The 22,617-nt window shown below is 76.1% G+C and carries 1 protein-coding gene; it reads left to right on the forward strand.

Features of this window, described 5'->3' with window-relative positions; genetic code table 11:
- The first annotated feature begins 34 nt into the window (after positions 1-34).
- Positions 35-22,522, forward strand: coding sequence for a non-ribosomal peptide synthase/polyketide synthase (locus LTT61_RS22155; protein WP_233015981.1), 22,488 nt, complete (start codon positions 35-37; stop codon positions 22,520-22,522).
- Positions 22,523-22,617 lie beyond the last annotated feature (95 nt).

Raw genomic sequence — 22,617 nt, forward strand, 5'->3', positions numbered from 1 at the left:
TCGAGAATCTGCTCTGCCTTAGGGGATGCACACGATGGACTCCCACCGACGCTCGAACCGGGACAACCGTCGGCGCAAGACCCGTAGCCCGCTGTTCGCTCAGCTGCTGACGGGGGCGGTCGAGGCTGCGGCGGAGTCGATCGCCATCCGGTACAACCCGACCGGCGAGCCCGGCGACCAGGTCGAGCTGAGCTACCGGGAGCTGGACGAGGCCTCGTCCAGGCTGGCCCGCGAGCTGATCATCCGGGACGTCGGCCCCGGCGCGGTGGTCGCCATCGCCATCACCCGCTCGGCGGAGTCGGTGCTCGCGGTGTGGGCGATCGCCAAGGCGGGCGCGGCCTATGTGCCGATCGACCCCACCTACCCGCGCGAGCGGATCGAGCACATGGTCGCCGATTCCGGCGCCGAGTTCGGCCTCACCCTGAGCAGGCACCGGCCGGTGCTCGGCACCGCCGCCTACTGGATCGAGCTGGACGACCCCATTCTCGCGAAGCGGATCGACGAGCGCCCCGGCCACCCCGTCTCCTACGAGGACCGGGTGCGGCCGTTGCACGCCGAGCACCCCGCGTACGTGCTCTACACCTCCGGCTCGACCGGCAGGCCGAAGGGCGTCGTCGTCACGCACGCCGGGCTCGGCGCGCTGGTGGCGCACGAGCGCGACCACTACGACGTTCGGCCCGGCTCCCGGGTGCTGCACATCTGCTCGCCCAACTTCGACGTCTCGGTGCTGGAGCTGCTGCTCGCCTTCGCCACCGGCTCCACCCTGGTGATCGCGCCGCCCGGGGTCTTCGGCGGCTTCGAGCTGGCCGATCTCATCCGCCGCGAGCAGGTGACGCACATGCTGATCACGCCGGGCGCGCTGGAGTCGGTGGATCCGGGCGGGATCGACTCGCTGCGCTCGGTCATGGTGATCGGCGACCGCTTCGGCCCGGAGCTGGTCCGACGCTGGGCCGTCTCACCCCGGAACTTCTTCAACGCCTACGGCCCCACCGAGGCCAGCATCGCCGCCACCGGCACCCCGGCACTGCGCGCGGGCGAGCCGATCACCATCGGCACCGCCTACCCGGGCGTGCACGTCTTCGTGCTCGACGCCAGGCTGCGGCCGGTGCCCGCCGGGGTGGTCGGCGAGCTGTACCTGGCCGGGCCCGCGCTGGCCCGCGGCTACCTGAACCGCGGTGCGCTCACCGCGAGCCGCTTCGTGGCCTGCCCGTTCGGCAGCGAGCTCGGCGAGCCGGGCACTCGCATGTACCGAACCGGCGACCTGGCAAGGCGCACCGATTCCGAGAACGGCCCGCTGGAGTTCCTCGGCCGGACGGATTTCCAGGTCAAGGTGCGCGGCTTCCGGGTGGAGCTGGGCGAGATCGACGCCGCGCTCACCGCGCACGAGGACGTCGACTACGCCGCCACGCTCGGCAAGGTGCTTCCATCCGGGGTCACCGCGCTGGTCTCCTACGTGCTGCCCCGGCCGGGCGCGGTGCTCGACACCGAGAAGCTGGTGCTCTTCGCGGGCCGCGCGCTGCCCGCCTACATGATCCCGGCGGCCGTCGTCGTGCTCGACCGCATCCCGCTGAACCCGGTGGGCAAGCTGGACCGCGCCGCGCTGCCCGAGCCGGTCTTCGCCGCGCGCGACTTCCGCGCGCCGGAGACCGCCGCCGAGCGGGCCGTCGCCGAGGCGTTCGCCGCGGTGCTCGGCACCGAGCGGCAAGTCGGCGCCGACGACGACTTCTTCGAGCTGGGCGGCAACTCCCTGCTCGCCGCGCAGGCCGCGGCTCGGATCGGCACCGCGCTGGCGGCCAAGGTCCCGGTGCAGCTGCTCTTCGAGGCGACCACCGTCGCCGCGCTGGCCGAGCGGGTGGCGGCGTACGCGGGCACCGGCGGCAGGCCGCCGCTCACCGCGCAGCCGCGCCCCGAGCGCATCCCGCTCTCCTACGCGCAGCAGCGCATGTGGTTCCTGAACCGCTACGACCCCGAGTCGGCGGTGAACAACATCCCGACGGCGGTGCGGCTCACCGGCGCGCTCGACGTGGCGGCGCTGGAACTGGCCGTCACCGACCTGGTCGGCAGGCACGAGGTGCTGCGCACCGTCTACCCGGAGCTGGACGGCGTCGGCTACCAGGACATCCGGCCGGTCGGCGACCCCGTGCTGCCCCGGCTGGAGCGCGGCAGCGCCACCGAGGACGAGGTGCACGAGCTGGTCATGGCGGCCGCCGCGCGCGGCTTCGACGTCACCGCGGCGCCGCCGATCCGGGCCGTGCTGCTCGAGCTCGGCCCGGACGACGCGGTGCTGGTCTGCGTGGTGCACCACATCGCCGCGGACGGCTTCTCGCTCGCCCCGCTCACCCGCGACCTGATGACGGCGTACCTGAGCCGGACCCGCGGCGCCGAGCCGGACTGGGAACCGCCAACCGTGCAGTACGCCGACTACGCGCTCTGGCAGCGGAAGGCCCTCGGCTCCGAGGACGACCCGGCCTCGACCATGGCGGAGCAGCTCGGCTACTGGCGGGCCCGGCTCGCCGACCTGCCGCCGCAGCCGGAGCTCCCCGCCGACCGGCCGCGCCCCGCCGTGGCCTCCCACCGCGGCGACACCCTCCCCTTCCGGGTGGACGCGGGTACGTACGCCGGGCTGCGCAGGCTCGCCGCCGAGCACGACGCCACGCTCTTCATGGTGGTGCACGCCGCGCTCGCGGTGGTGCTGAGCAGGCTCTCCGGCACCGACGACGTGGTGATCGGCACCCCCGTCGCCGGCCGCGGCGACGCGGCGCTGGACGACGTGATCGGCATGTTCGTCAACACCCTCGTGCTGCGGGCCGATGTGCCCACCGCGCGCCCCTTCACCGAGCTGCTGAGCGCGGTGCGCGGCGGCGACATCGCGGCCTTCGGCCACGCCGACGTCCCGTTCGAGCGGCTGGTGGAGCTGCTCGACCCGGTGCGCTCGCCCGCGCGGCACCCGCTCTTCCAGGTCATGCTGACCTTCCACAACACCGCGCGCGCCGAGCTGGAGCTGCCCGGGCTCTCGGTGCGCCCGATCGAGCTGCACAGCACCGGCCAGGCCCGCTTCGACCTGCAGCTCACCCTGGTCGAGCACCCCGGCTCCGGGCTGGCGGCGGCGATCGACTTCGCCACCGACCTCTTCGACCCGCCCACCGTGCGCGACTTCGCGGACCGCTTCGTCCGGGTGCTCGCCGCGGTCGCGGCCGACGCGACCGTTCCGGTCGGCGACCTCGACCTGCTCGCGCCGGGCGAGCAGGAGCTGGTGCTGAACGCCTGGAACACCGCGGGCGCCCCGGTGCCCGAGCTCACCCTCGTCGACCTGGTCGCGGCCCGCGCCCAGGCCAGGCCGTACTCGGTGGCCGTGCGCGGCCCGGGCGAGCTCGGCACCGAGCTGGACTACGGCACGCTCTGGGCCCGCGCCGAGCAGGCCGCGCGGGCGCTGATCGAGCTCGGCGCCGCCCCGGAGACGGTCGTCGCGGTCGCCGCCGGGCGCACCGAGGAGCTGCCCATCGCACTGCTCGCGGTGCTCATGTCCGGCGCCGCCTACCTGCCGCTGGACACCGGCTACCCGGCGCAGCGGCTGAGCTTCCTGCTCGCCGACGCCGCCCCGGTCGCCGTGCTGACCACCGGCGCCGAGCGGGAGCTGCTCCCGCCCACCGACATTCCCGTGGTCACGCTGGGCGAGCTCGGCACCGGCGCCGAGCCGGACGAGTTCGTCACCCAGGTGCTCGCCCCGCAGCGCAGGCTCGCGGCGGCGCGCCGCGGCGAGCTGCGCCCGGACAACCTCGCCTACGTCATCTACACGTCGGGCTCCACCGGGACGCCGAAGGGCGTCCGGGTGACGCACCGGAACGTGCTCGAGCTCTTCGCCAACACCCAGCTCATCTTCGACTTCGACGCCGACGACGCCTGGACCCTGTTCCACTCCTTCGCCTTCGACTTCTCGGTGTGGGAGCTGTGGTGCGCCTTCGCCACCGGCGGCACCGTCGTGCTGGTCGACCAGCTGACCGCGCGCTCGCCGGAGGCGTTCCGCGCGCTGCTTGTCCGCGAGCGGGTGACCGTGCTCAACCAGACCCCGTCGGCCTTCCGGCAGCTGGCCGAGGCGGACCGGGTCGCGGTGGCCGGCGGCGCCGACCCGCTGGCGCTGCGCTACGTGGTCTTCGGCGGCGAGGCGCTCGACCTGCGCGGGCTGCGCGCCTGGTACGAGCGGTACCCGCGGGACGCCCCGTGGCTGGTGAACATGTACGGCATCACCGAGACCACGGTGCACGTCACCTTCCAGGTGCTGGACGAGCGGATGGCCGCGGAGGCGGTCGGCGTGATCGGCCGCGCGCTGCCGGGGGTCAGGGCGTACGTGCTCGACGATCGGCTACACCCGGCGCCGGTCGGGGTGATCGGCGAGATGCACGTCAGCGGTGGCCAACTGGCCCGCGGCTACGCCGGGCAGCCGGGGCCGACCGCGGCGCGCTTCGTCGCCGACCCCTTCGGCCCGCCCGGCGCGCGCATGTACCGCAGCGGCGACCTCGGCCGCTGGGCCGGGTTCGGCGCGGGCATGGCGCTGGAGTACCTGGGCCGCGCCGACCAGCAGGTGCAGGTGCGCGGCTTCCGGATCGAGCCGGGCGAGGTGGAGGCCGCGCTGCTCGGCCTGGACGGCGTCGCCGAGGCGGCGGTGCTGGTCCGCGCCGACGAGCACAGCGGCGAGCGGCTGGTCGGGTACGTGGTGCCCGGCCAGGTCTGGGACGCCTTCACCGACTCCGGGCCGGACCCGGCCGCGCTCCGCGCCGAGCTGGCCGCGGTGCTGCCCGCGCACATGGTGCCGGATGTGATCACCGTGCTGTCCGCGCTCCCGCTCACCCGCAACGGCAAGCTGGACCGCACCGCGCTGCCCAGCCCCGAGGTGATCGGCGCGGCGCAGACGCAGGCCCCGGCCGGGCCGATCGAGCAGGGCGTCGCCGACGTCTTCGCCGGGCTGCTCGGCGCCACCGAGGTGGGCAGGGACGACGACTTCTTCGCGCTCGGCGGCAACTCGCTGCTCGCCACCCGCGCGGTGGCGCGGGTGAACGAGGCGCTGGACGCCGCGGTCGCGGTCCGCGACCTCTTCGACGCGCCGACCGTCGCCGAGCTGGCCGACCGGGTGGTGGCCAGCCGCGCCGCCGCGGACGGGCACGCCGAGCGGCCGCCGCTGGTGCCGGTGCGCAGGCCGGAGCGGGTGCCGCCGGCCCCGGCCCAGTACCGCATGTGGCTGCTGAACCGGCTGGACCCGGAGTCGCTGGTCTACAACATCCCGCTGGCCATCCGGCTCACCGGCGAGCTCGACGCCCCCGCGCTGCGCACCGCCGTCGCCGACGTGCTCGAGCGGCACGAGCCGCTGCGCACCCGCTACCCGCTCGGCCCGGACGGCATGCCGTACCAGGAGGTGCGGACGGTCGAGGAGACCATGCCGGAGGGGCTTCCGGTCCGCCGCGCGGCCGACCCGGGCCGGCTCGTCGCCGACCTCATGGGCAACCCGTTCGACGTCACCGAGCACGTTCCGGTGCGCGCGGTGCTGGTGCAGACCGGCCCGGCCGAGCACCTGCTCGTCCTCGTCCTGCACCACATCTGTGTCGACGGCGCCTCGGTGGCGGTGCTCGCCCGCGACCTGGTGACCGCATACGCCGCCCGCTCCACCGGCGTTCCGCCCGCCTTCGCGCCGCTCGCGGTGCGCTACGCCGACTACGCCATCCGGCAGCAGGAGGTGCTCGGCTCGGCCGACGACCCCGGCTCGCTGGCGGCGAGTCAGCTGGCGTACTGGAGGGAGCAGCTCGCCGGGCTGCCCGCCGTGCTCGAGCTGCCCTGGGACCGCCCGCGCCCGGCCACCCCGACGATGCGCGGGCTGAGTGCGCGGGTGGTGATCCCGGCCGAGGTGCACGAGGAGCTGATCCGGCTCACCCGCGGCCGCAACGCCACCGTCTTCATGGCCGTGCACGCCGCGCTCGCGGTGCTGCTCGCCCGCTTCGCCGACAGCGGCGACCTCGCCATCGGCACCCCGTACGCCGGGCGCGGCGACCGCGCGCTGGACGACCTGGTCGGCATGTTCGTCAACTCGCTCACGCTGCGCACCGTGCTCGCGCCGGAGGAGAGCTTCACCGAGCTGCTGGACCGGGTGCGGGAGACCGACCTGGACGCCTTCGCGCACGCCGAGGTGCCGTTCGAGCAGGTGGTCGAGCACGTCGTCGCCGGGCATGTCGGCCCGCACCACCCGCTCTTCCAGGTCATGCTGGCCTTCCAGAACGTGGAGCCGCCGTCCCTGGAGCTGCCCGGGCTGCGGGTGAGCGCGCTCGACCCGGGCGCCGTCACCGCCAAGTTCGACCTGCAGGTCGTGGTGGAGCCGCGGCCGCGGGTCGACGGCCACGCGGGCGAGCTGGTCGCGCTCTTCACCGTCGCCGCGGACGTCTTCGACGAGGTCGCCGCGCAGTCCTTCGCGCGCCGCTTCGCCCGGGTGCTCGCCGCCGTCGCCGACGACCCGGAGATCGCGGTCGGCGCCATCGACCTGCTCGACCCCGCCGAGCGGGAGCGCGCGCACGCCCGCACCCAGCTCGCCGCCGCCCCGGTCGCCGCGGCCACGCTGCCCGAGCTGATGACCGCCGCGGTCTGGGGCGCGCCGGTCGGCGCCGCCGTGCGCTACGCCGAAGCCGACGGCGCCGCCGTCGAGATCACCTACGCCGAGCTGGACGAGCGCTCGAACCGGGTGGCGCGTGCGCTGATCGCGCGCGGCGTCGGCCCGGAGGACATCGTCGCGGTGGCGATGCCGCGCTCGCCGGAGTCGCTGCTCGCGGTCTGGGCCATCGCCAAGAGCGGCGCCGCCTACCTGCCGGTCGACCCGGACCACCCGGCCGACCGGGTGGCGCACATGATCGGCGACTCCGGGGTGCTGCTCGGGCTCACCGTCGCCGGGGTGCGCGACCGGCTGCCCGGCGCCGCCGAGTGGCTGCTGCTCGACAGCGAGAACACCGCCTACTCCGGCTACCCGGCGGGCGCGGTCGAGCAGACCGACCGGCGCAGGCCGCTGGAGCCGAGGCACCCGGCCTACGTCATCTACACCTCCGGCTCCACCGGGGTGCCCAAGGGCGTCGTGGTGACCCACGCGGGCTTCGCCCGGCTCGGCGCGCACCAGCGCGAGAAGTTCGGCGTCACCCCGGATTCCCGGGTGCTGCACTTCGCCTCGCCCTCCTTCGACGCCTCCTTCCTGGAGCTGCTGATCACGCTGGCCGGCTCGGCCACCGCCGTCGTCGTCCCGCCGACCGTGTACGGCGGCGCCGACCTGGCCGCGCTGCTGCGCCGGGAGCGGGTGACGCACGCCGTCTTCACCCCGACCGCGCTCGCCTCTATGGAGCCGGACGGCCTCGACGACCTGCGGGTCGTCCTGACCGGCGGCGAGGTGCTCAAGGCCGACCTGGTGCGGCGCTGGGTGCAGCCGATCGGGGAGAGCGGTTTCCGCGAGTTCTACAACGCCTACGGCCCCACCGAGGCCACCGTCGCGACCACCGTCACCGAGCAGCTCAGCGGCAGGCTGGTGCCGACCGTCGGCGCCGCCATCCCGGGCAACGGGGTGTACGTGCTGGACCGGCGGCTGCGCCCGGTGCCGGACCGGGTGGTCGGCGAGCTGTACCTGACCGGTGCGCAGCTGGCCCGCGGCTACCTCGCGCGGCCCGGGCTCACCGCCGACCGCTTCGTCGCCGACCCGTTCGCCGCGGACGGCTCCCGGCTCTACCGCACCGGGGACCTGGTGCGCTGGACCAGGTCCGGCGATCTGGAGTTCGTCGGCCGCACCGACACCCAGGTCAAGATCAGGGGCAGGCGGATCGAACTCGGCGAGATCGACGCCGTGCTGGCCGGGCACGACGACGTCGACTTCGTGGCGACGCTCGGCCTCGACCGACCCGAGGGCGGCACGATCCTGGCCGCCTACGTGCGGCCGATCAAGGGCCGCTCGCCCGCCCCGAGGGAGCTCTTCGAGCTCGCCGAGCGGAGCCTGCCCGCCTACATGGTGCCCTCCGCCATCACGCTGCTCGACGAGGTGCCGCTGGCACCGACCGGCAAGCTGGACCGCGCCGCGCTGCCCGCGCCGGTGCTGCGCGGCGCCGCCTACCGCGCGCCCGCCACCCGGCTGGAGGCGCTGGTCGCCGGGGTCTTCGTCGAGCTGCTCGGCGCCGAGCGGGCGGGCGCGGACGACGACTTCTTCGCGCTCGGCGGCAACTCGCTGAGCGCGACCAGGCTGGCCGCCCGGCTCGGCGCCCGGCTGGACACGACGGTGCCCGCCCGGCTCGTCTTCGAGGCGCCGACCGTGGCGGCGCTGGCCGCCAGGCTCGCCGAGATCCAGGGCTCCGGCGCGCGCCCCGCGCTCACCCCGGTGCCGCGCCCGGAGCGGTTGCCGCTCTCCCCGGCGCAGCAGCGGATGTGGTTCCTGAACCAGTTCGACACCAGCTCGCCCACCGACACCATCCCGGTGGCGCTCCGCCTCACCGGCGCGGTCGACGTCGCCGCCATCCGCGCCGCCGTCGCCGACGTGCTGGCCAGGCACGAGGCGCTGCGCACGGTCTACCCGGCGGTGGACGGCGCCGCGCACCAGGTGGTGCTCCCGGTCGCCGGGGTGCTGCCCGACCTGGACCCGCGCCCGGCCGACCCGGCCACGCTGCCCGCCAAGCTCGCCGACTTCGCGAACGTCGGCATCGACGTCACCGAGCAGCCGCCGGTCCGCGCCGCGCTCTACGAGCTGGGTCCGGAGGAGTTCGTCTTCGCGCTGGTCCTGCACCACATCGCCGCCGACGGCGCCTCCATCGCACCGCTCGTCCGCGACCTCAGCACCGCCTACCTCGCCCGCACCACCGGCCGCGAACCCGCCTGGACCCCGCTGCCCGTCCAATACGCCGACTACACCCTCTGGCAACGCGAACTCCTCGGCGCCGAGACCGACCCCGACTCCCTGGCCGCCGCCCAGCTCACCTACTGGCAGCACACCCTGCGCGGCATCCCCGCCCGCCTCGACCTGCCCGCCGACCACCCCCGCCCCACCGTCGCCACCGGCCGCGGCGCCCGCCACACCTTCACCATCCCCGCCGCCACCTACCGCGCCGTCGAAGAACTCGCCCGCCGCCACAACGCCTCGGCCTTCATGGTCACCCACGCCGCCTTCGCCGTCCTGCTCGCCCGGCTCACCGGCACCCGCGACATCACCGTCGGCACCCCCGTCGCCGGCCGCGGCGAAGCCGCGCTCGACGACCTGGTCGGCATGTTCGTCAACACCCTGGTCCTGCGCACCCCCATCGACCCCGCCGAACCCTTCACCGACCTGCTCACCCGGGTCCGCGAAACCGACCTCGCCGCCTTCGCCAACGCCGAGCTGCCCTTCGAGCGCCTCGTCGAGGTCATCGACCCCGAACGCTCCGCCGCCCACCACCCCCTGTTCACCGTCGCCCTGTTCTTCCAGAACCTCGACCCCGTCGCCCTGGAACTCCCCGGCCTCACCGTGGCCGGGCTCGACGTCGACGGCGTCCGCGCCCGCTTCGACCTGCAACTCACCGTCACCCCGCCGCGCGAGGGCGCCGCGGCGGCCGAGTTCGCCTACGCCACCGACCTCTTCGAGCCGGCGACCGTCGCCGGTTTCGCCGACCGGCTGCTCCGCCTGCTCGACACGCTGGTCACCCGGCCCGCCACCGCCGTCGGCGACGCCGCGCTGCTGACCGACGCCGAGCGGGCGGCCGCGGTGTGGTCCGGCCCGGCGTTCCAGGTGCCTGGCGAGGAGCTGCTCGACGGGTACCGCCGGGCGGTGCGCACGCTCCCGGCGCAGGTCGCGGTGGAGTACGAGGGCCGCACCCTGACCTACGCCGAGTTCGACGCCGCGGTGAACCGGCTCGCCCGGCTGCTCATCGCCCGCGGCGCCGGTCCGGAAACCGTTGTCGCGCTCTCCATCCGGCGCTCTCCGGAGCTGGTGATCGCCATCTACGCGGTGCTCACCGCGGGCGCCGCCTTCCTGCCGCTGGACCCGGAGCACCCGGCCGAGCGGATCGGCACCGTGCTCGGGATCGCGGCACCGGTCTGCCTGCTCACCACCGCCGCCGACCGGGTGCCCGCGCCCGCCGGGCTGCCGGTACTCGAGCTGGACGGCCTGGACTCGGCCGGTTTCGCCGCCGAGCCGCTCGCCGCCTACGAGCGGCGCGCTCCGCTGCACCCCGAGCACCCCGCGTACGTGCTCTTCACCTCCGGCTCGACCGGGCAGCCCAAGGGCGTCGCGGTGCCGCAGCGCGCCATCCACCAGCAGATCAGCTGGATGCTGGCGCGCTACCCGCTGGAGCCGGGCGACCGCTACCTGCAGAAGACCGCGACCACCTTCGACGTCTCGCTCTGGGGCTGGCTGCTGCCGCTGCGCGCGGGCGCCAGGCTGGTGCTCGCGAGCCCGGACGGCCACCGCGACCCGCGCTACCTGCTCGACACCATCGCCGCGCGCGGCATCACCGCCACCGACTTCGTGCCCTCCGTGCTCACCGCGCTGGCCGCGGCGGCGGGCCGGGGCAGCGCCGACCTGGCGAGCCTGCGCGAGCTCTTCGTGATCGGCGAGGCGCTGCCGCCGCAGACCGTCGCCGCCTTCGCCGCCGCCACCCCGGCCCGGCTGCACAACCTGTACGGCCCCACCGAGGCCGCCGTCTCGATCACCGGCTGGACCGCGCGCCCCGGCGTGCCGGTCGCCATCGGCGAGCCGCAGGGCGGCAGCCGGGTCTACCTGCTGGACGAGCGGCTGCACCCGGTGCCGGACGGCGTGGTCGGCGAGCTGTACCTGGCGGGCGGCCAGCTGGCCCGCGGCTACGTCGGCCGCCCCGACCTCACCGCCGACCGCTTCGTCGCCGACCCGTTCGGCCCGGCCGGTTCCCGCATGTACCGCAGCGGTGACCTGGTGCGCCGCACCGCCTCCGGCGAGCTCGAGTTCCGCGGCCGCGCCGACTTCCAGGTGAAGTTCCGCGGGCAGCGGGTCGAGCTCGGCGAGATCGAGGCCGCGCTGCTGGCCGCGCCGGAGGTGGCGCAGGCCGTCGTGCTGCCGGTGCCGGTGGCCGAGGGGGAGCACCTGGTCGGCTACCTGGTGCCCGCCGACGGCGCCCGGCTCGACCGGGACGCGCTGCGCACCCGGTTGCTCGCCCGGCTGCCCGGGTACCTGGTGCCCGCCGCGCTGGTGGAGCTGGACGCGTTGCCGCTGAACAGCTCCGGCAAGCTGGACCGGCGGGCGCTGCCCGCGCCGGAGTTCACCGCGCGCGCCTTCACCGCGCCGAGCGGCCCGGTGGAGGAGCTGGTGGCCGCCGCCTACGCGGAGGTGCTGGAGACCACCGGTGTCGGCCGGGACGACGACTTCTTCGCGCTCGGCGGTAACTCGCTCGGCGCCATGCGGGTCGCGGCCAGGATCGGCGCGGCGCTGGAGCGCCGCGTCCCGGTGGCGCTGGTCTTCGAGCTCCCGGTCGTCGCGGCGCTGGCCGCCCGGCTCACCGGCGCGCCCGTCGACGACGCCCCCGCGCTGGTGGCCGCGGTCCGCCCGGCCCCGGTGCCGCTCTCGCCCGCGCAGCGCCGGATGTGGTTCCTCAACCAGTTCGACACCGCCGCGACCGCCTACAACATCCCGGTCGCGGTCCGGCTGCGCGGCGCGCTCGACACCGCCGCGCTGCACGCCGCGCTCGGCGATGTCATCGACCGGCACGAGACCCTGCGCACCCGCTACCCGGACGCGGGCTCCGGCCCCGAGCAGCAGATCCTGCCGCCCGGTGACGGCATCGAGCTCGCGATCGAGCCGGTGGCCGCGGCCGAGGTCACCGAGCGGGTGGCCGAGCTGGCCGCGACCCCGTTCGACGTGGCCGCCGAGGTGCCGGTGCGGGTCGCGCTGCTCGCCGTCACCGACCCGGAGCACGGCGGCCCCGAGCACGTGCTCGTCGTCGTGCTGCACCACATCGCCGCCGACGGCTGGTCCATCCGCCCGCTCACCGGCGACCTGGTCGCCGCCTACCGGGCCAGGGTCGACGGCGCCGCCCCCGAGTGGGCGCCGCTGCCGGTGCAGTACGCCGACTACGCGCTCTGGCAGCGCGCCACCGTCGGCGACCCCGACGACCCCGACTCGCTCGGCGCGGCCCAGCTGCGCTACTGGCGGGACGCGCTGGAGGGGCTGCCAGCGGAGTCCAGCCTGCCCGGCGACCGGCCGCGCCCGGCGCAGCCGTCCCTGCGCGGCGGCACGGTCGCCTTCACCGTCGACCCGTCGGTGCACCGCGCCCTCGACGAGCTGGCCAGGGGCACCGGCGCCTCGCTCTTCATGACCGTGCACACCGTGCTCGCGGTGCTGCTGGCCCGGCTCGGCGGCGGCGACGACATCGCCGTCGGCACCGCGGTCGCAGGCCGCGGCGTCGCCGAGCTGGACGACGTGGTCGGCATGTTCGTCAACACCCTCGTGCTGCGCAGCCGGATCGACCCGGCCGAGCCCTTCGCCGAGCTGCTCGCCAGGCAGCGGGAGACCGACCTGGCCGCCTTCGCGCACGCCGACGTCCCGTTCGAGGAGGTCGTCGCGGCGCTGCAGCCGGAGCGGGCACTGAACCGCAGCCCGCTCTTCCAGGTCGCGCTGGCCTACCAGAACCTGCCAGCCACCGGCTTCGCGCTGCCCGGGCTGGAGCTGACCGTGCTCGACCCGCAGCTGCGGGTGGAGCGCTTCGACCTCTCGGTCGCCATCGGCGCGGCCGGGCCCGCGCGGGACGCCGCGCTGGTCGGCTCGGTCGGCTACGCGCTGGACCGCTACGCCGAGTCCACCGTGCGGGCCTTCGCCGGGCGCTTCGTCCGGCTGCTCGCCGCGGTCGCCGCGGCGCCGCGCACCCCGGTCGGCGACCTGCCGCTGGTCACCGAGGCCGAGCTGGGCGGGTCGTCCCGGCTCGGCGGCAGGCCGGCCCCCGACCTGCTCACCCTCTCCGACCTGCTCACCGGCGCGGCCGCGCAGGCGCCCGCCACCGTCGCGCTGCGCGCGGGGGAGCGGGGCTGGACCTACGACGAGCTGCAGACCCGCTCGGCCCGGCTGGCCCGCGCGCTGATCGACAGCGGGATCGGCCCCGGCGACGTGGTCGCCGTCGGCATGCCGCGCACCCCGGAGTCGGTGCTCGCCATCTGGGCGGTGGCGCAGACCGGCGCCGCCTTCGTCCCGGTCGACCCGGACTACCCGCCGGAGCGGGTGGCCTTCATGGTCACCGACTCCGGCGCGGTGCTCGGGCTCACCCTCGCCGCAGTGCGCGACCGGCTCCCCGCCGACCTGCCCTGGCTGGCCCTCGACGGCCGCGGCTCGGACAGCTGGATCAACGAGTTCGGCGGCACCCCGGTCACCGACCGGGACCGGCTGGCCCCGCTCAGCCCCTCCGACATCGCCTACGTGGTCTACACCTCCGGCTCCACCGGCGCGCCGAAGGGCGTCGCGGTGAACCACCTCGGGCTGGCCGGGCTGGTGGTCGCGCAGCGGGTCGCGCTGCGCGCCTCCGGCGATTCCCGGGTGCTGCACGTCGCCTCGCCCTCCTTCGACGCCTCGATCTTCGAGCTGCTGCTCGCCGCGGGCGCGGCCGCCACGCTGGTGATCGCCCCGCGCAGTGCGTCCAGCGGCGACGAGCTGGCCGAGCTGCTGCGCGCCGAGGCGGTCTCGCACGCCGTGCTCACCCCGTCGGTGCTCGCCACGCTCGACCCCGCGGCGCTGCCCGACCTGGTCTCGCTGCTCGCCGCGGGCGAGGCGAGCCCGCCGGAGCTCGCCGCCCGCTGGGCGATCACGCTGCCGGACGGCCGGGTGCGCGAGCTGCACAACGGCTACGGCCCCACCGAGGCCACCGTCATGACCAACAGCGCCCGGCTGCAGCCGGGCGCCCCGGTGACGCTCGGCGAGACCGTCGCCGGGATCACCGAGTGGGTGCTCGACGGGCGGCTGCACCCGGTGCCGACCGGGGCCGTCGGCGAGCTGCACATCGCGGGCGCCGCGCTGGCCGAGAGCTACCGGAACCGCCCCGGGCTCACCGCCGCCCGCTTCGTCGCCTGCCCGTGGCTGCCCGGCCAGCGCATGTACCGCACCGGTGACCTGGTGCGCCGTACCGCCGCGGGCGACCTGGAGTTCCTCGGCCGCAACGACCTGCAGGTGAAGATCCGCGGCCTGCGGATCGAACCGGGCGAGCTGGAGGCCGTGCTCACCGCGCACGAAACGGTCGGCTTCGCGGTGGTGCAGCCGCGGCGGCTGCCCGGCGGCGCGGTCGGGCTGGTCGGCTACGTGCTGCCCGCCGCCGGCCACGAGATCGGCGTCGAGCAGCTGCACGCCTTCGTGACCCACCGGCTGCCCGCGCACCTGGTGCCCGCCGCGCTGGTCGTGCTGGAGAGCATCCCGCTCACCCCCGGCGGCAAGCTGGACCGGGCCGCGCTGCCCGCCCCCGTCCCCGCGGGCGGCACCGCCCGGCCCCCGGTCGACGCCACCCAGGCCCGGCTGGCCGAGATCTTCGGCCGGGTGCTCGGGCTGGAGCACATCGGCGTCGACGACTCGTTCTTCGCGCTCGGCGGCGACAGCATCTCGGCCATCCAGGTGGTCGGCGGGGCCCGCGCGGCCGGGCTGGTGATCACCGCGCGCGAGGTCTTCGAGCAGCGCACCGTGGCCGGGCTGGCCCGGATCGCGCGCACCGCGGCGCACCAGGGCAGCGCGCCCGCCGAGCTCTCCGGCGGCGGCATCGGCTCCATGCCGCTGCTCCCCGTGCTCGCCGACTTCCTCGACCGCGGCGGCATCGTCGACCGCTTCGGCCAGTTCATGGTGCTCGCGCTGCCGCCCGGGATCGACCGGGCCGACCTGGTCGCCACCCTCGCCGCCGTGGTCGAGCGGCACGACGCGCTGCGCGCCAGGCTGCGCCCCGCACCCGCGGGCTGGGAGTTCGAGACGAGGGCGACCGACGCCACCGAGCTGGTCGACGCCGCCATCACCCGGCTCGACGTGCCCGCGGCGGCGGGCGCGGCCGAGCTGAACCGCTTCGCGACCGTCGCCACCGACACCGCGCTGGCCGAGCTGGCCCCGGCCGCGGGCCGGATGTTCGCCGGGGTCTGGCTGCACCGCCCCGACGACCGCGACGCCCTGGTCCTCGCCGTGCACCACTACGTGATCGACGGCGTCTCCTGGCGCGTGCTGCTGCCCGACCTGGTCACCGCGTGGGCGCAGATCTCGGCCGGCATCGAGGTTGAGCTGCCCCCGGTCGGCACCTCGCTGCGCCGCTGGGCGCACGGCCTCGCCGCCGCCGCGCCCGGCCGCGCCGACGAGCTCCCGCTCTGGCGCTCGATCCTGGCCACCCCCGACCCGCTGCTCGGCGTGCGCGCGCTCGACCCGCGCCGCGACACCCACGCGGGCACCGGCCGCTTCGAGGTGCCGGTGCCCGGCCCGATCGCCGCCGCCGTGCTCACCCGGCTGCCCGCGCTCTACCACACCGGCCCGGACACCGCCCTGCTCACCGCGCTGGCCATGGCGGTGCGGGCCTGGCGCGCCCGGCGCGGCGTCGAGGCCGCGACCACCGTGGTCCGGCTGGAGGGCCACGGCCGCGAGGAGCAGGCGGTGCCCGGCGCCGACCTGGCCCGCACCGTCGGCTGGTTCACCACCGTGCACCCGGTCGCGCTCGACCTCGGCGCCGTCGCGCTCGGCCCGGACTACGAGGGCGGGGCGGGCGCCGCCGAGGCGGTGCGCGCCGTCAAGGAGAACCTGCGCGCGGTGCCCGACCGCGGCATCGGCTTCGGCATGCTGCGCGGGCTCGACCCCGCTGGCGAGCTCGCCGAACCCGCGCACCCCGGCCAGATCTCGTTCAACTACCTCGGCCGGGCGGGCGGCATCGCGGGCGCGCTCACCATGGACTGGCTGCCGACCGGCGAGTTCGGCCGGATCGAGCTGGACCCCGCGCCCGAGCTGCCCGCCTCCGGCGTGATCGAGATCGACGCCATCGCCGACGACCTGGACGGCATCCGGCTCACCGCGACCTTCCGCTACGTCGCAGGCATCCTGGACGAGGCCGACGTCCGCGACCTCGCCGAGGACTGGCTGGCCGCGCTGGAGTCGCTGGCCGGGCACCTGGACCACCCGGCCGCGGGCGGGCTCACCCCGTCCGACGTCGCGCTGGTCGCGGTGTCGCAGCCGGAGCTGGACGGCTGGCGCCGGGCGGGCGACGGGCTGGTCGACGTGCTCCCGGTGACCCCGCTGCAGGCCGGGCTGCTGGTGCACAGCGCCGAGCCGGGCCCCGACTACTACGTCATGCAGTTCGCCCTGGAACTCCCCGCCGACGTCGACCTCGACCGGCTCTACGCCGCCGGGACCGCGCTGCTCGACCGGCACGCCGTGCTGCGCACCGTCTTCGCGCACACCGCGGACGGCACCCCGGTGCAGCTGGTCTACGAGCGGGTCGCGCTGCCCTGGCAGCACTTCGAGCCGGTCCCCGACGCCGACCTGCCCGCGCTGCGCGCCGCCGAGCGCGCCGAGCCGATGGACCCCGGCGCCGCCCCGCTGCTCCGGATGACGCTGTACCGCACCGAATCCGGCCGCGCCCACCTCACGCTCACCCTGCACCACCTGCTGCTCGACGGCTGGTCCATGCCGCTGCTGGTCCGGGACCTGCTCGTGCTCTACGCGGGCGGCCCCGAGCTGCCCGCGCCGCGGCCCTACCGCGATCACGTCCAGTGGCTCGCCGAGCGCGATCGCGGCGCCGCGACCGCCGCGTGGGCCGCCGCGCTGGACGGCGTCGAGCCGACCCTGCTCGCCCCCGCGCTCGCCGCCTTCGCCGGGCCGGTCCGGCCCGAGCAGCGCGACGAGGTCGGCACCGCCGTCGTCGAGGTCGACGTCACCAGGACCGCCGTGCTCGGCGCGCTCGCCACCGGCACCGGCGTCACCGTCGCCACCGTCGTGCAGGCCGCGTGGGCGCTGGTCGTCGGCGGCGCCGTCGGCAGCGACGACGTGGTCTTCGGCGCGGTCGTCTCCGGCCGCCCGGCCGAGCTGGCGGGCGCCGAGGAGATGGTCGGGCTCTTCGCCACCACCGTCCCGGTGCGGGTGCGCACCGGCGGCCCGGGCACGGTGCGCGAGCTGCTCACCCGGCTGCAGTCCGAGCAGGCCGCGCTGCTCGACCACCACCACCTCGGCCTCGCCGACATCCAGCGCGCCCCCGCGCACCGGAACGGCTCCGCCGACCCGCTCTTCGACACCCTCGTCGCGGTGGAGAGCTACCCGGTGGACACCGAGGCGCTGCGCGCCGCCGCCGAGCACGCCACCGGCACACCCGGGATCGGCGCCATGGACTCCGTCACCTACACGCACTACCCGATCACCCTGCTGGTCGAGGTGGGCGCGCAGCTCGGCATCCGGGTGCTCTTCCGCCGCGACGCCGTTGAGGACGCGGTCGCCGCCGTGCTCACCCAGCGGCTGCGCGTCGTGCTCGACCGGATCTCGCTCGGCCCCGACCGCAGGCTCGCCGCGCTCGACCTGCTGCCCGGCCCGGAGCGCGCCGTGCTCGACGCGCTCAACGACGGCGCGCTCGCCCCGCCGCCCGGCGAGGACACCCTGGTCTCGCTCTTCCGCGACCAGGTGGCGCGCACCCCGGATGCCCCCGCGGTGACCTTCGGCGCCGAGACCATCTCCTACGCCGAATTCGGCGCCCGCGTCGCCGGTTACGCCGGTGCGCTCGCCGACCTCGGCGCCGGGCCGGAGCGCCTCGTCGCGGTGGCGCTGCCGCGCTCGCTCGACCTGGTGACCGCGATCTACGCGGTGCTGGAGACCGGCGCCGCCTACGTCCCGCTCGACCCGGCCGACCCCGCCGAGCGGATCGACGCGGTGCTCGCGCGGGTGCGCCCCGAGTTCGTCCTCGGCACCGCCGATTTCCGCACCGGAGCCGGGACCACCGTCGTCGACTTCGCCGAGGTGCGGCCCGGAATCGCGCGGGCCTACGCCAACCGCCCCGACACGCTGGCATCCGTCGTGCACACCTCCGGCTCCACCGGCCTGCCCAAGGGCGTGCTCAGCACGCACCGGCAGCTGGTGAACCAGCTGCGCTGGGCCCAGGCCGCGCACCCGCACGACAGCACCGACGTCGTCCTGCACAAGACCCCGGTCACCTTCGACATCCACGCCTGGGAACTGTTCTGGCCGCTGCAGACCGGGGCCAGGCTGGTGATCGCCGAGCCCGGCGCGCACCGCGAGCCCGCGCTGCTGCGCGCCCTCATCGAGCGCGCGGGCGTCACGACCGTGCACTTCGTCCCCTCGCTGCTCGACGCCTACCTCGGGCTGCTCGCCGAGACGCCGGGCGAGCCCGCCGCGCTGCCGCGCCGGGTCTTCGCCGCGGGCGAGGCGCTCGGCCGGAGCACCGTGCAGCGCTTCGCCGCGCTGCTCACCGGCGAGCTGCACAACTGGTACGGCCCCGCCGAGGCGACCGTGGTGACGGCGTACCGCGCCGACACCGACGGCGGCACCGGCCCGGTGCCGATCGGAACCCCGGTCGCCGGCACCGACATCCACGTGCTGGACGCGCTGCTGCGCCGGGTGCCGATCGGCGCCCCCGGCGAGCTGTACCTGGCCGGGGTCCAGCTGGCCCGCGGGTACGCGGGCGAGCCGGGCCGGACCGCCGAGCGGTTCGTCGCCGACCCGTTCCGCCCCGGTGAGCGGCTCTACCGCACCGGCGACATCGTCCGGCTCGGCCGGCGCGGGCTGGAGTACCTGGGCCGCAACGACTTCCAGGTGAAGCTGCGCGGGCAGCGGGTCGAGCCGGGCGAGGTGGAGGCGGTGCTGCGCGCGCACCCCGCCGTCGCCGTCGCCGCGGTGACCGTCGCCGACGGGCGGCTCGTCGCCTACCCGGTGCCGGTCGCAGGCCAGGTCGTCGACCCGGCCGAGCTGCTCGCCTTCGCCCGCACCCGGCTGCCCGGGTACCTGGTGCCCGCCGCCGTCGTCCCGCTGGCCGAGCTGCCGCTCACCGGCACCGGCAAGCTCGACCGCCGCGCCCTCCCTGCCCCCGACTTCGCCCCCCGCACCGGCCGCGAGCCGCGGACGCGCACCGAGCGGCTCGTCGCCGACGCCTTCGCCGCCGCGCTCACCGGCGCCCCCGCCGTCGGCGCCGACGACGATTTCTTCGCCCTCGGCGGGACGAGCCTCGACGCCGTGCGCGTCGTCGCGCGGCTCGTCGCGGAGACCGAAGTGCCCGTTCGCGTCCCATGGTTGTTCGACGGAGCGACGGTCGCCGATCTCGCCGGGCGGATCGACGGGGTGCGCGGTGTGCCCGCGGTCCCCGTCGCGCACGCGGCCGGGGACGCCCAGTACGAGTCCGGTGCTCCGATCACGGATCTCGATTCCGCCGCCGGTCCCGACGCGGGCGAGATCGCCAGCACCGACCTCGATTCCGCCGCTGGCCCAGGCGCGGGCGAGATCGCCGACCTCGATGACGGCTCCCGGCTCCCGGCGCCCGCCGACGACATGCCGACCGCCGTCTACCAGCCCGTCACCGCGGGCAAACACGCCGCCGAACCCGCCGCCCCGGCGGACCCGGCCCTCGCCGTCGTCCTCCCGCTGCGCACCGGCGACGCGAAGCAACCGCCCCTGTTCTGCATCCACCCCATGGCCGGCCTGGCCTGGTGCTACCAGCCGCTGGCGACTCGCCTCACCCCGGGAGTCCCGGTGTACGGCATCCAGTCCCCGGTCCTGTCCGAGCCGCTCACCGGCCCGGACGCCTGGGACGGCCCGGAATCGCTGGCCGAGCTGGCCGAGCGGTACGTGGCCGAGATCAGGGCGGTGCGCCCGGAAGGCCCGTACCACCTGCTCGGCTGGTCGCTCGGCGGCGTGCTCGCGCACGAGGTCGCGGTGCGGCTGCGCGCCGCAGGCCAGCAGGTCGGGCTGCTCGCCCTGCTCGACGCCGACTTCGCCTTCGACCTCACCACCTGGCGCGAGACCACGGTCCGCATGCTCGCCGAGATCGGCATGCACGACGTCGACCCCGACCGGCTCGCCGAACTCTCCGAGGAGCACCTGGCGGCACTGCACCGCAGCATCCCCAGCGAAATGGTCGAGGTGGACCGCATCCGCCTGCGCGCCGCCTACACCACCGCGGTCCGCTCGGTCCTGCTGCTCCCGCGGCACCGCCCCGGCGTCTTCGACGGCACCGTGCACTACTTCCGCGCCGCCGCCGACGACCGCCGCGATCACGACGTCATCGCCTCCTGGCGCCCGCACGCCGCCCGCATCCTCGACCACGAGGTCCCCGTCCGCCACGAGGAGATGACCGGCCCCACCGCCCTCGACACCGTCACCCCCCTCCTCGACGCCCTCCTCACCGCCGACGCCCCCACCGAGATCCGCCCCCTCCCCAAACACGCCGCCCCCACCCCCGAGCCCGCAGTCCCCGCCGACCAGCCCGCTGCCCCGGCACCCGAGCCCGCTGCTCCCGCTGACCAGCCCGCTGCCTTCGCCTACGAGCCCGCTGCCCCCGCCGACGAGCCCGCTGCTCCCGCTGACCAGCCCGCTGCCTTCGCCTACGAGCCCGCAGTCCCCGCCGACGAGCCTGCTGCCTCCGCTGACGAGCCTGCTGCGCCCGCAGACGAGCCCGCAGCCCCCGCCGACGAGCCGAAATCGGCCGCGGAGTCCGCATGGGCCACAACCTCGAACGACACTGCCGCATCGGCGCCCACCCCCGCCGACGAGTCATCCGAGGTGTCGGCACAGCCCGCCGAGCCCGCATGGGCCACCCCGTCGAACGGGACCCCGGTGCCGAGCGCGGAACCCGCCCCGGCCCAAACCCCCGTCGAGTACCCCTGGGCCACCCCCTCCAACGGCACCTCTGTGCCGAGCGGAACCCCCGCACCAGCGGGAACCGGCACGGAGTACCCCTGGGCCACCCCGTCGAACGGTGTCCCCGCCGCCCCGGCTCCCGAACCGAGCCCCCCGTGGGCCACCCCGTCGAACGGTGTCCCCGCCGCCCCGGCTCCCGAACCGAGCCCTCCCTGGGCCACCCCGTCCAACGGAGTCCCCGCCGGCCCGGACCCTGAACCGAGCCCCCCGTGGGCCACCCGGTCGAACGGCGTCCCCGCCACCCCCGACTCCCCGTGGCCAACCGCCACCACCCCCGCCCTCCCGCCCCACGACGAGGACGAAGCCCCCCGCCACCGCGCCCGCCAGGAATCCCCGAACCCCTTCGGCCCCGCCGTCACCGACCCGGCCGAGCCGAGAACCCAGGTCCCGACCATCTCCACCTCGGCACTGACCACAGCGGTCCTCCCGTCCCGCCTCCCCATCACCACCCCGACGGCGGTGAACCTCGGCCTCACCCCGCAGCTCCGCGCGGCAGCCGTGGACGTCCCCGCCGGAACAGACCCGGCAGCGGTCCGCGCCGCGGTCGACGCGGTCCTGGAGCGCCACCCCCTGCTCTGGTCCCGCTGGCGCCAGGAACCAGGCGCCCCCGGCCCGGTCTTCGAACTCCCACCCCCGCCCGAGCGCGCCGACGAGCCCTTCGTCCACCTCCCGCTCTCCGGCGACCTCCCACCCCTCGACCGCATGGTCGCCGAGGTCTCCGCCGAACTCGACCCGGCGGCCGGCCGCAATATCCGCTTCGTCTTCGCCGCCCGCCCGGACGGCTCCGCCACCCTGCTCCTGGTCGCCTCGGCCCTCGTGGTCGACGACACCACCTGGCGCATCCTGGCCGACGACCTCTCCGCCGCCTGGTCCGGCAGCAGGCACGCCAACCCGCCCGGCGCCGACGACGGCGTCACCGAGCTGCTCACCGCGCTGCGCCGCCGCTTGGCCGGCCCCGAGCGCGCCGAGCTGGACTGGTGGCGCGGCACCCTGGCCGGCCGCCCGGCCGAGCCGCCGATCCCGGCCGGCGGCCGCCGCCGCATCTCGCTCACCATCACCGCCGACGGCACCGCCGCGGTGGCCGCCGCCGCGGCCGCGCACGGCGCCGAGGTGCTCGACGTGCTGCTCGCCGCCACCGCGCTCGCCGTGCGCACCGCCGCCGACCAGGCGGTGACCAGGGCCATCGGCCCGGTCGTCCGGCTGCAGGCGGACGGAAGGAGCGCGGGCCGCACCGACGGCGTCGCGGGCGCCTTCGACGTCGGCTACCCGCTCCCGCTGCCCCCGGCCACCGTCGACGTGGCCGAGGCGCTGGTCGGCGGCCCGGCCGCGGGCGAGCTGCTGGAGCGCGTCGCCGCCGCGCGCGCCGCGGTGCCATCCGGCGGCGCGGGCTACTCGGTGCTGCGGCACGTCACCGCCCGCAGGGAGCTGGCCGCCGCCGCGCAGGGCCGGTACGCGCTGCGCTACCGCGACGTGCGCCCGGCCCGGGTGCTGATCGAGCCCCCGGTCACGGACGTGCTGCTCGACCTGCTGATCGACGTCGGCCCGGACGGCCTGCTCGTCCGCTTCGACTACGTCGAGGCGGCGTTCAACCAGGACGAGATCCGGGTCTTCGCCGAGCACTGGGTGCGCGCGCTCGGCGGGCTGGCCGAGCACGGCTCGCAGCAGCCTGCCGCGCGCTGACGGCTCGCCGGGCCGGGAACCCGTTCCCGGCCCGGCGCCGCCGTCGGGCATGATGGGGCGAAGTCACAGTAACGTCACGCCGGGCCGCGGCGACT

Source organism: Nocardia asteroides, from assembly GCF_021183625.1.
In the GTDB taxonomy this organism is placed as follows: domain Bacteria; phylum Actinomycetota; class Actinomycetes; order Mycobacteriales; family Mycobacteriaceae; genus Nocardia; species Nocardia asteroides_A.